The sequence below is a fragment of the Mesorhizobium sp. C432A genome (assembly GCF_030323145.1).
In the GTDB taxonomy this organism is placed as follows: Bacteria; Pseudomonadota; Alphaproteobacteria; order Rhizobiales; family Rhizobiaceae; genus Mesorhizobium.
This window is the reverse complement of sequence record NZ_CP100470.1, coordinates 5029373-5043225: the sequence shown is the minus strand read 5'-3', so window position 1 is coordinate 5043225 and position 13853 is coordinate 5029373. Positions and strand designations below refer to the sequence as shown.

Annotated in this window: 13 protein-coding genes; 8 read left to right on the top strand and 5 right to left on the bottom strand. The window is 63.3% G+C overall.

Annotation, left to right across the window (positions count from 1 at the left end; genetic code table 11):
- Positions 1–191 precede the first annotated feature (191 nt).
- The gene (locus NLY33_RS24770) at positions 192–1388 is read left to right on the top strand and encodes an IS256 family transposase (RefSeq protein ID WP_023700062.1); all 1197 of its coding nucleotides are present in this window, start codon (positions 192–194) and stop codon (positions 1386–1388) included.
- Between the two features lie 47 nt (positions 1389–1435).
- On the opposite strand, the gene NLY33_RS24765 is transcribed toward NLY33_RS24770, so the two are convergent.
- Positions 1436–2050, bottom strand: a complete 615-nt coding sequence (locus NLY33_RS24765; protein ID WP_023707113.1) for a hypothetical protein — start codon at positions 2048–2050, stop codon at positions 1436–1438.
- 171 nt (positions 2051–2221) lie between these two features.
- Here NLY33_RS24765 and NLY33_RS24760 point away from each other — a divergent pair, with 171 nt between their 5' ends.
- The 7 genes from NLY33_RS24760 (at position 2222) to NLY33_RS24730 (ending at position 9065) form a co-directional block, all read left to right on the top strand.
- Entirely contained in the window at positions 2222–2818 is a 597-nt protein-coding gene (locus NLY33_RS24760) for a YdeI/OmpD-associated family protein (RefSeq protein ID WP_023709699.1), read from the top strand.
- 211 nt (positions 2819–3029) lie between these two features.
- Entirely contained in the window at positions 3030–4088 is a 1059-nt protein-coding gene (locus NLY33_RS24755; protein ID WP_023708554.1) for a GSU2403 family nucleotidyltransferase fold protein, read from the top strand.
- A gap of 207 nt (positions 4089–4295) precedes the next feature.
- Complete coding sequence (locus tag NLY33_RS24750) at positions 4296–5504, top strand: ABC transporter substrate-binding protein (RefSeq protein WP_023707116.1); 1209 nt, start codon at positions 4296–4298, stop codon at positions 5502–5504.
- Between the two features lie 14 nt (positions 5505–5518).
- On the top strand, positions 5519–6310 hold the full coding sequence (locus tag NLY33_RS24745; RefSeq protein WP_286439222.1) for an ABC transporter ATP-binding protein: 792 nt from the start codon (positions 5519–5521) through the stop codon (positions 6308–6310).
- Positions 6307–7011 (top strand): ABC transporter ATP-binding protein, encoded by a 705-nt coding sequence (locus tag NLY33_RS24740; protein WP_023707119.1) that lies wholly within the window; start codon positions 6307–6309, stop codon positions 7009–7011. The genes NLY33_RS24745 and NLY33_RS24740 overlap by 4 nt, the downstream gene beginning before the upstream one ends.
- 178 nt (positions 7012–7189) lie before the next feature.
- A complete protein-coding gene (locus tag NLY33_RS24735) occupies positions 7190–8077 on the top strand; it encodes a branched-chain amino acid ABC transporter permease (RefSeq protein WP_023671423.1) in 888 nt (295 codons plus the stop codon).
- A 1-nt stretch (position 8078) separates the two neighbouring features.
- The gene (locus tag NLY33_RS24730; protein ID WP_023707120.1) at positions 8079–9065 is read left to right on the top strand and encodes a branched-chain amino acid ABC transporter permease; all 987 of its coding nucleotides are present in this window, start codon (positions 8079–8081) and stop codon (positions 9063–9065) included.
- Here NLY33_RS24730 and NLY33_RS24725 read toward each other — a convergent pair.
- From NLY33_RS24725 to NLY33_RS24710, 4 genes are read right to left on the bottom strand one after another with little or no spacing between them, the layout of a single operon-like run.
- Positions 9059–10003, bottom strand: coding sequence for a Csu type fimbrial protein (locus tag NLY33_RS24725; protein WP_023707121.1), 945 nt, complete (start codon positions 10001–10003; stop codon positions 9059–9061). The two genes, NLY33_RS24730 and NLY33_RS24725, sit on opposite strands and share 7 nt — an antisense overlap.
- A 14-nt stretch (positions 10004–10017) precedes the next feature.
- The gene (locus tag NLY33_RS24720; protein ID WP_023709701.1) at positions 10018–12438 is read right to left on the bottom strand and encodes a fimbria/pilus outer membrane usher protein; all 2421 of its coding nucleotides are present in this window, start codon (positions 12436–12438) and stop codon (positions 10018–10020) included.
- Entirely contained in the window at positions 12410–13132 is a 723-nt protein-coding gene (locus NLY33_RS24715) for a fimbrial biogenesis chaperone (RefSeq protein ID WP_023707124.1), read from the bottom strand. Before NLY33_RS24715 ends, NLY33_RS24720 begins: the two co-directional genes overlap by 29 nt.
- 26 nt (positions 13133–13158) lie before the next feature.
- Entirely contained in the window at positions 13159–13650 is a 492-nt protein-coding gene (locus NLY33_RS24710) for a Csu type fimbrial protein (protein WP_023685937.1), read from the bottom strand.
- Positions 13651–13853 lie beyond the last annotated feature (203 nt).

Sequence of the window (13853 nt, the reverse complement as noted above, 5' to 3'; positions counted from 1 at the left end):
AAACGTGGCTGACACTGGCCGGTGCGTTGGCGGGACAGCGGCCCCCCTGCCGGCCATCTCCCCCACGAGGGGGGAGATTGGCTGCCCCCTCAATCGGTAGTGTGCTGAGAGTTCTGCAAATTCGCTGAGAGAGGGCGGTCATGGCAGGCTGGTGATGTTCAACGTCACCGATTCCTGGAAGGAACGCCACCATGACCAAGACAGAAGGTAAATCGACCAGCGCTGCCGTCAAAGACATTCTGCTTTCGAACCCGGAGGGGCTGCACGAAGTGATCCGTGCGGTAATGCAGGAGGTTCTCGAGGCCGAGATGGAGGAGGCGCTGGGTGCTTCGAAGGGCGAACGCACGCCTGAGCGCCTTGGGTATCGCTCGGGTTACTACGGCCGCACCCTGGTCACCCGGGTGGGCAAGCTTGAGCTGCGGGTTCCACAGGACCGGGCGGGTCACTTCTCCACCGAGCTGTTCGAGCGCTACCAGCGTTCCGAGCGGGCCTTGGTGGCGACGCTTGCGGAGATGTATGTGCAGGGCGTGTCGACCCGCAAGGTCAAGGCGATCACGGAAGAGCTGTGCGGTCATGCGTTCTCGGCTTCGTCGATCTCGGCCATCAACAAGCGCTTGGACGAGAGCCTGAAGGCGTTTGCCGAACGACCGCTTCAGGAGCCATTCCCCTACCTCATTCTCGATGCCCGCTACGAGAAAGTGCGCGAAGCCGGCATCGTGATGAGCCAGGCGGTGCTGATCGCGGTCGGCATCGACTGGGACGGGCGCCGGCAGATCCTGGCCGTGGAGATGGCCAATCGCGAGAGCCGCTCGGCCTGGAAGGACTTCCTCGTCGGCTTGAAACGACGCGGTCTCAAGGGCGTCGAACTGGCCGTGTCCGACGACCATGCCGGCCTGGTCGCGGCGATCGGCGAGGTGATCCCGGAAGCAGCATGGCAGCGCTGCTACGTCCACTTCCTCAGGAACGCGCTCGATCACCTGCCCAGGAAGCACGGCGACGATTGTCTGCAGGAACTGCGCTGGCTCTACGACCGGCGCGATCTCGCCGAGGCCAAGGCCGATCTCGCCGCGTGGCTGTCCAAATGGTCCGCCCGCTACCCGCGGCTGACCACCTGGGCGGAAGAAGCCATAGAACAGACGCTGACTTTCTTCCGGCTGCCGCGTCAGCATCACAAGCACCTCAAGTCCACCAACATGCTTGAACGGCTCAACGAGGAAATCCGCCGGCGCACCTATGTCGTGCGCATCTTCCCGAACGCCGAAAGCTGCCTGCGCCTGGTCAGGGCGCTGGCCGTCGAAACCAACGAAAACTGGATGGAGGCCAACCGCTATATCAACATGGATGATCTGCGCGAGCACAAGAAGCTCGCTCTACGCCAAGCCGCATGACCAGTTTCATGATCGCCCATTTTGCAGAACTTGACGCACACAACCCCTCAATCCCCGCATACCCTAAAAGGCGTCCCCGTGTCCCACTCCGCGAAGGGCACGACCTGGCCTTCGACAGACACGATACTGTTCACCTTGCTGTCATCATCCTGCGTCTGCATACTTTTGCCCTTGCCGGTTAGCACGTCGTAGTCGCAGCTGCTGTAGACGACAACGGACTGGTATTTGTAATGGTCATAGGCAACGCCGGCGACGACGAAGGCCTCGTTGCGCCAGGCGATGGTCAGCGTCATGTCGGTCCGCTCGCCGGGGCCGATCAGCCCCGGCAGATAGATCTTGATCGAGCCGTTGGGCAGCAAGGTCAACTCCGGTTCGATGCCGGAGCCCTCATAATGCGGCTGGTCGTAGTCGTTCCATTCGCCGTAGACCTGCTCATGCACGACGCCGGCGGGTTTCAGAAAATTGTACTTTTTGTCCCTCAGGAAGAAATGCATGTCCATGGTATCGTCTTCGGGCTCGCTCTCGACGATCATCGCCAGATCGGCGGCGCCGTCCCCATTGAAGTCGCCGGTCAGCGCGGTGATGATCTTCTGGGTTTCGATGGGTTCGGCGAGCGCAGAGGCCGGCAGCAGAAGGATGAGGCCGAGTAACATCGATCGCATGGCATTTCCCCCGAATTGCAGTCTGCCTTGCCCGGCTCGACCAGCCGGAAAACTGCCATGAGCGCCGGCTTGGGCGCAAGCCGGCTCGCAATAGGCTAGGGGGTATCGACGCCGCTGACGGAAACTGGCATCGACAGCCGATACAGCCGGCCCGGCAACAACGAGGTGATGATGGCGCCGTTCAAGGTCGATCCCGACAAGGTTCATGAATTCCCCGATCCCGACAGTTTTTACGCCTGGCTGCGCGAAAATCATGCCGGCGAGAGCGAGGTCTGGATCAAGGTCCACAAGGTCGGCTCGGGCCTCGCCTCGATCACGCCGAAGCAGGCCATCGACGTGGCGCTGTGCTTCGGCTGGATCGACGCCATACGCAAGCCGCTCGACGACAAGAGCTTTCTGCAGCGCTACACGCCGCGCGGCAAGAAGAGCATCTGGAGCAAGATCAACATCGACAATGTCGCCCGCCTGGTCGAGGAGGGCCGCATGACCGATCACGGGCTGAAACAGGTCGAGGCGGCCAAGGCCGACGGCCGCTGGGACCGCGCCTATGCCTCAGGCAAGGACATGAAGATCCCTGACGATCTGCAGGCCGCCATCGACGCCGAGCCGAAGGCGAAGGAGATGCTGGCAAAGCTTTCCGCCCAGAACCGGTTCGCGCTGGCGTTTCGAACGCACAACATGAAGACGGAGGCGGGGCGCAGGAAGAAGATCGAGGCTTTTGTCGAGATGCTGAAGCGCGGCGAGACGATCTATCCGCAGAAGCGGTGAGGCGACGGCAAGCGGCTGCCATGGTGCGCGCAGCTAAAAACCCGCGTGTGAGGTTCTGGCCTCCCTTTCTCGGATATAACTTATTGTTTTTACAGTATTTTCCACTTGGCGTGCAGATGATAGCTGCGATAGTGGAAAAAACATAGCAACATATTGTTAATCAAGAGTTTTCCACTATGTTGACTTGGTCCTGGCTTAAGAGTGGAAAACGATGCTGAGAGAGTTGACCGGCGAGCAGCGGCGCCAACTCATAGATACGCAACAGGTCTACGAGGCCTGGCAGCATGCTGATGACCAGCGCCAAAGGCGCTTTGCAGGCAGCATGCGCTGGGTTGAGCGCAGCGGTGCTGAATACCTGCTGCGGAAGGTCCGGCAGGTCGAGAATTCACTCGGGCCGAAAAGCAGCCAGACGGAGAAGGCGTTCGCTGCGTTTTCCGAGGGCAGGGTGCAGAACAAGGATCTGCTGGCAGGTCTGGCCGATCGCCTGAACGGCCTGGCGAAAGTCAATGTGGCAATGGGGTTGGGCAGGGTACCGGCGATCGCCGCACGGATATTGCGGCGGTGCGCCGCAACAGACCTGCTGGGCAAGCAGTTGCTGGTCGTCGGCACGAATGCGCTGTTCGCTTACGAGGCTCTGGCGGGCGTCCAGATCACCAGCGGTCTCACGGCAACCGGCGACATCGACCTGCTCTTCGATTCCCGACGTCGCATCAGCTTCGTGACCGGCGAGAGGGTAAGCCAGTCCGGCCTGATAGGCGTGTTGCGTAAAGTGGACAGGTCCTTCAAGCCGCTCCAGCCCCGGGCCTTCAGGGCAGCGAACCGTGATGGCTATCTGGTCGACCTGATCCGTCCGCAGGCAAGACATGTCCTCAAGGACAACGCCACTACCTCGATTACACAGCTTGCCGACGACCTCGACAGCGCACCCATGAAGGGGCTGCAATGGCTCATCAACGCCCCGAAGGTGGAGGCTGTGGCGATCGATGAGCGTGGCTATCCCGTAAGCATGCCGACGGTCGACCCTCGAATGTTCGCTCTGCACAAGGCTTGGCTGGCCACGCGGCCTGATCGGTCTGCGGTCAAGGCAATGAGAGATCGTGAACAGGCGGAAGCGGCTGCACGCATTGCCACGGGCTATCTTGCGCTTCCGCTGGACAGCGAGCATCTCAAAGGGCTTCCGGGGGCACTGCTGGACGCTGCGGCCGCAACGCTCTCTCTGCCTGGCCCGAGCGGCTTTTCCGAAGACTCTCCAATTGAGCCCGACTGGTAGCGGCCGCGCTAGCACGCCTGCTACGAAAATAGCATTCTCGCCTCGCGAAATGTGATGCTACGGTTCCCGGCGCACCCAGGGCGGAGGGGTTGCCAAGAGGAGAAGTGACGGGCGCTGGCCCGGATTTCAGCGAGAACCGGACGGAACTGTTGAACCATTGCAAGGCCGCCGCGTTTCCCGGCGTCGGCCACAAGGGAGGAACCACCTGTGAAAGCATCCTATCTCGTCTCAGCCGCGCTGCTTGCGGCGACTGCGATGCCGGCGGCGGCCGGCGAAATTTCCGACGGCAAGGTCAAGATCGGCATCCTCAACGACCAGTCGGGCGTCTATGCCGATTTCGGCGGCGAATGGTCGGTCGAGGCCGCCAGGATGGCGGTCGAGGATTTTGGCGGCAAGGTGCAGGGCGCGCCGATCGAGATCGTCAACGCCGATCACCAGAACAAGCCCGACATTGCCTCCAACATTGCGCGCCAGTGGTACGACACCGAGCAGGTCGACGCGATCATGGAACTGACGACATCCTCAGTGGCGCTCGCCGTCCAGGGGTTGTCCAAGGAAAAGAAGAAGATCGACATCGTCACCGGAGCGGCATCGGCCGACCTGACCGGCAAGCAATGCTCGCCCTACGGTTTCCACTGGGCTTACGATACCCACTCGCAGGCGGTCGGCACCGGCGGCGCGCTGGTGCAGCAGGGCGGAGACAGCTGGTATTTCATCACCGTCGACTATGCCTTCGGCTATTCGCTGAAGGAGCAGACCTCAAAGGTTGTTGAGGCAAGCGGCGGCAAAGTGCTGGGCGAGGTGCGTTACCCCTTGGGATCGACGGATTATTCCTCCTTCCTGCTGCAGGCGCAGTCCTCCGGCGCCAAGGTTATCGGCCTTGCCAATGCCGGCCTCGACACCTCCAATACCATCAAGCAGGCGGCCGAGTTCGGCATCGTCGCCGGCGGCCAGCGGCTGGCAGCACTTCTGTTCACGCTTGCCGAGGTGCACGGCCTCGGACTGCAGGCGGCGCAGGGCGTGGTGCTCACCGAAGGGTTTTACTGGGACCGCGACGACAAGAGCCGCGACTTCGCCGGGCGCTTCTTCAAGCGCACCAACCGCATGCCCAACATGATCCAGGCCGGCACCTATTCGGCGGTGCTGCAATATCTCAAGGCCATCGACAAGGCCGGCACCGACGAGACCGAGGCGGTCGCCAAGCAACTCCATGAAATGCCCGTCGACGACATCATCAACGCCAACGGCAAGGTACAGGCCGACGGCTCGATGGTGCACGACATGTATCTCTACCAGGTCAAGAAGCCCGAGGAGAGCAAGAAGGACTGGGATTACTACACCTACCTTGCGACCATTCCGGGCGACAAGGCCTTCATCAAGGCTGAAGACAGCGGCTGCCCGCTCGTCACTAAGTGACGCTGGTGCAAGCCGTGGCCGTCCAGCCGGACGGTGCCGAAATCAAGCCGCGGGTGGTGCTCTCCGTCCGCGGCCTGCGGCGCGACTTTGCCGGTTTCGTCGCCGTCAACAATGTCGACCTCGACGTCCATCACGGCCAGATCCATGCGCTGATCGGGCCGAACGGCGCCGGCAAGACGACGATCTTCAACCTCTTGACCAAGTTCCTGCAGCCGAGCAGCGGCAGGATCGAACTGTTGGGCAACGACATCACCCGCACCGCGCCGGCCAGGGTGGCGCGCATGGGTCTCGTCCGCTCGTTCCAGATATCGGCGATCTTTCCGCATCTGAGTGTGCTCGACAATGTCCGCGTCGCCTTGCAGCGGCCGAGCGGGCTCGGCTTCCAGTTCTGGCGCTCGCTGGCCGCGCTTGACCAACTGACTCCACGGGCGCGCGAACTGCTTGCCGTCGTCGGTCTCGACGATGTCGCGCATCGTCCGGCCGGCGATCTCTCCTATGGCAGGAAGCGCGTGCTCGAGATCGCCACCACGCTGGCGCTCGACCCGAAAGTGCTGCTGCTCGACGAGCCGATGGCCGGCATGGGGCACGAGGATGTCGGCGTCATTTCCGGCATCATCCGCTCGCTGGCAACGGACCGCGCCGTGCTGATGGTCGAGCACAATCTCACCGTCGTCGCCGACCTCTGCGACTGGATCACCGTCATGCAGCGCGGCCAGGTGCTCGCCGCCGGCGACTACGCGACGGTGAGCAACGATGAGCGCGTCAGGGTCGCCTACATGGGGACCGAGCAGGGGGACCGAGCATGAGTGAGCCGCTGCTTGCCGTGCGCGATCTCCACGCCTGGTATGGCGAGGGCCATGCGCTGCATGGCGTCAACCTCGACGTTTTTCGCGGTGAGACCGTGACGCTGCTCGGCCGCAACGGTGTCGGCAAGACCACAACGCTGCGCGCCATCATGGGGGTGGTCCGCAAGCGCAGCGGCAGCGTCGCCTTCGACGGCAGCGACCTGATGCGCCTGCCGCTGCATCGTGTTGCCCATCGCGGCATCGGCTTCGTGCCGGAGGAACGCGGCATCTTCGCCACGCTCACCGTCGACGAGAACCTGATCCTGCCGCCGGTGGTGGCCAAGGGCGGCATGAGCGTCCACGAGATCTTCGATCTCTTTCCCAACCTCAAGGAGCGGCGCAACAGCCCCGGCACCAAACTGTCCGGCGGCGAACAGCAGATGCTGGCCATCGCCCGCATCCTGCGGACGGGCGTGCAGATGCTGCTGCTCGACGAACCGACCGAAGGCCTGGCGCCGGTCATCGTCCAGCGCATCGGCGAACTGCTGGCAACCTTGAAGAAGCGCGGCATGACCATCCTGCTCGTCGAGCAGAATTTCCGCTTCGCCGCGCGCATCGCCGACCGCTTCTATCTGATGGAGCATGGCAAGGTGGTGGAGGGTTTTGCCGTAAGCGAGCTTGCCGCTCACACGCAACAGCTGCACGAGGTGTTGGGGGTATGATGACGACAGCCCACGGCAGTACCCCCACCCCGCTGCTGCGCAGCGACCCTCCCCACAAGGGGGAGGGTGGAGGGCCACCGCCCTACCTCCCCCTTGTGGGGAGGTCGGACCGAAGGTCCGGGTGGGGGTACGTGCCGCACAGACGCATCCCGCTTGCAACACCCTCGGTGACGGCGCCATGACCATGATCTTCGGCATCCCCGTCCAGGCCTTGCTCGGCCAGATGCTGGTCGGGCTGATCAACGGCTCCTTCTACGCCATGCTGAGCCTCGGCCTGGCCGTCATCTTCGGCCTGCTGCGGATCATCAATTTCGCCCATGGCGCACTCTATATGCTCGGCGCCTTCATCGGTTACCTGCTGCTCGTCCATCTCGGCATCGGCTACTGGCCGGCGCTGCTCCTGGTTCCGCTCATCGTCGGCGTCTTCGGCATGGCGGTCGAGCGCGTGGCGCTGTCGCGGCTCTACCGCCTGGATCCGCTCTACGGGCTGCTGTTCACCTTCGGACTGGCGCTGGTCATCGAAGGCGTGTTCCGTTTCTACTACGGCGTGTCGGGCAACCCTTATGCCGTTCCGGCGCAGCTTGCCGGCGGCACCAATCTCGGCTTCATGTTCCTGCCCAACTATCGCGGCTGGGTGGTGGTGGCCTCGCTCATTATCTGCATCGGCACCTGGCTCCTGATCGAAAAGACCAGGCTCGGCTCCTATCTGCGCGCCGCGACCGAAAATCCCGAGCTGGTGCAGGCCTTCGGCGTCAACGTGCCGCTGCTGCTGACGCTCACCTATGGGCTCGGCGCGGCGCTCGCCGGCCTTGCCGGTATTCTCGCCGCGCCCGTCTACCAAGTCAGTCCGCTGATGGGCTCCGATATCATCATCGTCGTCTTTGCCGTCGTCGTGGTCGGCGGCATGGGTTCGATCCTCGGGGCCATCGTCACCGGCTATATGCTTGGCCTCGCCGAGGGCCTGACCAAGGTGTTCTATCCCGAGGCGTCGAACCTCGTCGTCTTCGTCATCATGGCGGTCGTGCTGCTCCTGCGCCCCGCCGGCCTGTTCGGAAGGGACGCCTGAGATGAGCGAGGCAACCCTTCACCAACAGCGCACCGCCGCCTCCGTGCGGCTGGAGCGGGTATTGCTGGCATTGGCCATACTGGCGCTGATAGCCGCGCCCTTCTTCGTCTATCCGATCTTCCTGATGAAGATGCTGTGCTTCGCGCTGTTTGCCTGCGCCTTCAACCTGCTGCTCGGCTACACCGGGCTGTTGTCGTTCGGCCACGCCACCTTCTACGGCGCCGCCGCCTATTTCTGCGCCTACGCCGTCAAGGCATGGGGCTGGCCGCCCGAGGCCGGCATCCTGCTCGGCACCGCCGGAGCGGCCGTGCTCGGCCTGGTCATGGGCTTCCTCGCCATCCGCCGGCAAGGCATCTATTTCTCGATGATCACGCTGGCGCTGGCGCAGATGTTTTATTTCTTCTGTGTCCAGGCGCCGTTCACCGAAGGCGAGGACGGCATACAGGGCGTGCCGCGCGGGCATCTGTTCGGCATCGTCGATCTCAACGTCACGCTCAACATGTATTTCGTCGTGCTTGCCGTCTTCCTCATCGGCGTCTTCGCCGTCTGGCGCATCGTCAACTCGCCCTTCGGCATGATCCTGCGTTCGATCCGCGAGAACGAGAACCGCGCCATCTCGCTGGGCTATTCGGTCGGCCGCTACAAGCTCGCCGCCTTCGTCATGTCGGCAGCCCTTGCTGGGCTTGCCGGCGCCACCAAGGCGATCGTCTTCCAGTTCGCGACGCTGACCGATGTCACCTGGCAGATGTCGGGCGAGGTGATCCTGATGACACTGCTCGGCGGCATCGGCACCATGGTCGGTCCTGTAGTCGGCGCCGGCCTGGTAGTCGGGCTGGAAAACACCCTCGCCACCTCCGGCTTCCCGGTGACCATCGCCACCGGCCTGATCTTCATGATCTGCGTGCTGGTCTTTCGCCGCGGCATCGTCGGCGAGATTTACGCGCGCTGGCTGGCGCCGGCCAACGGCGAGGAGGCCCGCGATCAATAGGTGATGGTCACCACCACCGTGTCGGTGTAGACGCCGGCCGAGGGCGTCGTCTGCGGCGGCACGCGGCCATAGACGGTGAGCGCCTGGGCCGTACCGGTTCCGGTGCCGGCCACCGTGCTTCCCGGCGTTCCGGCATCACCCCAGGGCTGCGCGCGCGCAATGTCCTTGTAGAGGCCGTAGGTGACCCGCTCGGCCCCCTTCGACATCTTGCGGTTGGTCGGCGTGCCGCCTGTCGTGCCGCCATCCAGGGAAACCGTATAGGCGGTCGACGGCGTGCAGGTCACCGAGACCTGGCCGGTGGCATCGGCATTAGCGGTGAGCACGCCCTTTGAGCCAAAATCGATGTTCTGGGTGGTGACCAGGCAGTTTGCCTGGACCGTGGCGTTGATGGTGAAGGTCGGATCGGGCGCCGTCAGACCGAAGCCGGTGTTGCAGCTGTTGCCGAGCAGGTCGTTCTGGTAGCGAAACTCGACGTGGATGCCCGAAAATATCGACTGATAGGTGCCCGGCGGAACCGCTGACTGGCCGCCGGTCACCCGAGCGTAGATCGTGGCGCTGCCGGATGCATTGCCGATGAGAATGGGCACCAGCACCTGCGGCGGCGGGCGCGATGCATAGGCCCAGGCATAGGAACCCCACACGACGCTCATTCCGGGGTCCGAATAGAGCTGGTAGTTAAGGCTGTTGGCGCCGCTCGCCATCTGCCTGGCTGCCGCCGAGGTAGCACCCCCACTGCCGGCGCCGATATGCGGACAGAACAGGATGCGCACCACGCCGCCGGTGCAATTCATGTTGAGTGTCGCCGTCGCGGTGGCTGCGGTGGCCGACAGCGTGTCGATGAGACCGAAATTCATGTCGGTGACGGTACCGGTGCAGCTCTGCGCCCGGGCCAGCGACGGCAGCAGTACGAGGATTATAACGACTGCAGCGCGCATCATTTGGCCTGGGATTTTCATTGGCACACCACATCCTTGATCGTCACTTGCCGGCCTCGCACCGCTTCGAACGGGAAATCCGCTCGGCACGAGCTGCCGTCCGCCAGACCGACCACCACCGCATTCTGCTTGCCGAGGCCCTTGATGTAGGCCTGCCCATCATAGCCGACGACGAAATCTTCCGTGCCGCCGTCGACGCGGCCGGCAAGCCCGGCTTCGAGCGGCGTGCCGCTCGGGTCGACCAGCGTCACCAGCGCGGCCTGCGCCGCCTCCGACACGCCGAACTTCAGCACGACGCCGTTGCGGTCGGCCGGAACGACAGTCTCCTTGGTGGTCGGAATATCGGCGTCGACGGGCAGGTTCTTCGGGTCTATCGACACCGTGTTCGGCTCATAGGAATTCAGCCCGGTGACCAGGATGCGGCCTTTGCTGTCGGTCTTCCCGACCGGCCGGTTCTGATGCAACACCTCCACGTCCGGCGTGCCGACATCGACGACGGCAAAGGCGTCGTCGATGCGATTGGTGGCGAACACGCCGCCGCCTGCGACCGCAATGGCGCCGTCCATCTGGCCGGTCACGCGAAAGTCCTTGTCGAATTGCTGGGCGCCGGCCTCGAAACGCGCAAACGGCGCGCGGTAGCTGACCGCTGCCGAACGATTGGGGACCTCGCCCTCCGAGGTGCGCAGCCGCCAGCCGATGCTGCCGTCCTCGGCCCGCTCCGATTTGGCGAGGTCGGCCACGACATTGAGGCCGTCAGGCCCATGCTCGACACCCGTCGACGCCATGACGTCGTCATTGAACGGGATCGAAATCCCCGCAAAGATGCCATAACTGTCGCCGTCGTCGAGATCGGCGAAGGCCGTGGCATAGAGCGTGCTGCGCTTGAAGATCGCCTGACTATAGGAGAGGCCGACGATCTGGCTGGTCTCGCCTTCGGCATCCTTGAGGTGGGTATAGGAGAAGTTGAGGCTGGAGAAATCGATCGGCATCGGCACGCTGAGCGTCACCTGGTCGACCGCCCGCGGCACACCGGCGCTGAAACGGGTGAAATCATCGGGATCGAGTATGACCGGCTGTGCCGTCACCGAAGCGATGTCATCATAGCCGCCGAACGCCCGCTGCATGCGGGCATTGACCGCCCAGCCATCATAACCGAACTCGACCCTGGCATCGACCAGCGAGCCGGTGCGCCCGTCATGATGGCTGCCGGCGACTGCCAGCGAAGCCGCGCCATATGCCCCGAGCGGGAAGGCAGCGCCTATGCCGCCATTGATCAGATCCGCGCCGCCCTCGGCATGGGCTTCCAATGTCAGCCGGTCGGTCACGCCGTAACGCGCCGTGGCGACCCCCATGACGCGGCCGTCGTAATCGTCGGAGGAGATGCCGAAATTGCGCCGCGCCATCCCTGCCTCCACGGAAAAGTCGAGCAGTCCCTGGCGCAGCAGCATGCTGGAGGCATAGAACGGCAAGGTGGCCGTTGTCTCGCGGCCGAGGCTGTCGCGCAACACCACCTGCGCCTGTCCGGCGCCGGTGAACACCGGCAAATTGGTGACCTGGAACGGTCCGGGCTGGATGTCGCCGGAATAGGTGCGCACGTTCTGCGTATAGACCTCGAGCGTCGACGGCACCGCCGCCGTGCCGCCGAAGGAGGGCAGGGGTAGCGTCACCAGGTCCGATCGCAGGTGGAAGTTGCGTTGCGCCTGGATGCCGCCGAGATAGACCGGACGCGTCCACGACAATCCACCGGAGATGAAGTCGCCGGCGCGGTAGGTCATCAGCCGGTCGGGGTCGGAATAGCTCCATGTCGTGTTGAGCCGCGTGAAGCCGCCCAGCCTGCCCTCGGAATAGCCGGCGATGAAGGATTGGCTGAGCGTTCCATAGGGGCTGAACACGCGCGCATCGAAGCCGCCGGAAACGCCTTGGAACAGCTCGACGTCCTTGTCGAACAATGTGTTGGAGCTGGCAAACAGCGAATAGTTGAGAACCGCGCCCAAGCCCGATTGCGGCGCCGGCCGGTCCTGCAAGCGCAAGCCGAGATCCACCATGCGCGCCTCGCGGCTGTCATTGGCGGCGGTGACGTAGAGGCTCTGGGCTACCTCATCGATCCGAAACGAAACGTCGGCCAACTGGTCGAGCCTGACCAGGCCGCCGGCGTCGGCTATGGCCTCCGGCGGTTTCAGGCCGACCTCCTTCAGCTCTTGGGGCGCCGCCGCCAGCCCACCATCCGGCATCTCGATAAAATTGCCGACCAGCTTGGTCGAAACGTCGTTGATGAACACCTCGAGATAGAGGCTGCGGCCCGCTGGCAAAACGGAAGCCGGCTGTTCGAGGTTCGTCACGGCCGGAAATTCCTGCGAACGCACCGCCAAGCAAGGTGTGAAAGTCGCAACCGCGACGATGACAGCGACGCTACTTGCCCTTGACGGCAACGTTGGCATCGAAGGGTCCAAGATCGCTCTGTGCCTTCAAAAGCACGGAGCCCGCGGACAGTGATTTGCCGCTGCCGATCGGCCACTGCATGGTCGCGCCGCCCAGCACATAACCGACGAGCCCGTTTCGGTTGCCGAGCTTTTTGCCGTTCTGGGTCAGGGATAGGTTGGACAAGCGGAGACGACTTTCACCGGTATTGCTGGCTGTTAGCACAAGACTGCCGCCCTTGCGCGAAACACTCCAGGCGACTGCCGGCGCAGCGGCATCGGCGTCGCGGAAAAACACCGGGACCGAATAGCGCAGCGCGAGCGCGATCGTACCGGCCTTCTTGCGCGACGGGTCGGGTAACTCGTCGACGATGACGCGGTAGCTTTCCTCGGCCCGCACCGGCGCCTTGCTGACGCGCACGACGCGAACCACGTATTGGGCATTGGGTCCGAGTTTGGTCGATGGCGGGCTGGCGACGACGTCGGTAGTCGGCGTCAGCGTCTCGATCCCGCCAGCCTGGCTCCAGGCGAAGACGCGTATCTGCACATTGATCGGCCGCTTGGGGTCATCGTTGCTGAGGTTGAGAACCGCCGAGGCGTCGGGCGAGATCAGCTCGAGACCTGTCGGCGCCACCCTGAGCGAAGCGGCTTGTGAGAGACCGGCGCACAGCAACAGAACAGCCGTGGCTCCGATGCATGAAAGCATGGATCGCATGATCGTCCTCGTGTTGGTATCGATTGTCAGTACGTTATGGTGATCGCAACGGTGTCGGTGTAGAGGCCCGCCGCCGGTGTCGTCTGCGGTGGAACACGCCCGTAGACCGTCAGCGGCTGAATGGCGCCGTTGCCGGTTCCGCCGACCGTGTCGGTGGGGATCGTGGTGCCCCAAAGCTGCGTCCGGGTGCTTTCCCTGTAGATGGTGTAGTCGATCGTCGCCGACGCCGGCCCGGTCATCTTGCGAACAGCAACCGTTGCGCCCGCGCCCGCTCCGGCGCTCAGACCAACATTGTAGGACTTGCCGGTCGTGCATTGCACGTTGATGGTGCTGGTCTGGTCGACATTCGCATCAATGACACCGTGCGAGCCGAAATCGAGATCGCTCGCCGTCTGCACCTTGCATTCGTCGGTAATCGTGATGCGGACATTCATGCTGCCCGTCGCGGTCGCGGCGATCGCGGGCAGGATGGGAAGCAGCGACGCTCCCGCCAGCAGCGCATATTTCAGCAATCTCATGCGTGTTTCCTCCGTCGGGCAGACCGTTCCTCGCAACACAGTCTTGACCGGATTTCACTCCTACAGCTCCTCCGTTGCATGCTTCGCAAGACATCAACGATACAGTAATGTCAGAAGCGAACTGTGCAATGATTATTACAACTTAGATTCGGATTACGACAGCGAATAACTTCGGTATGTATCGGATAATTTTGGTTAATATT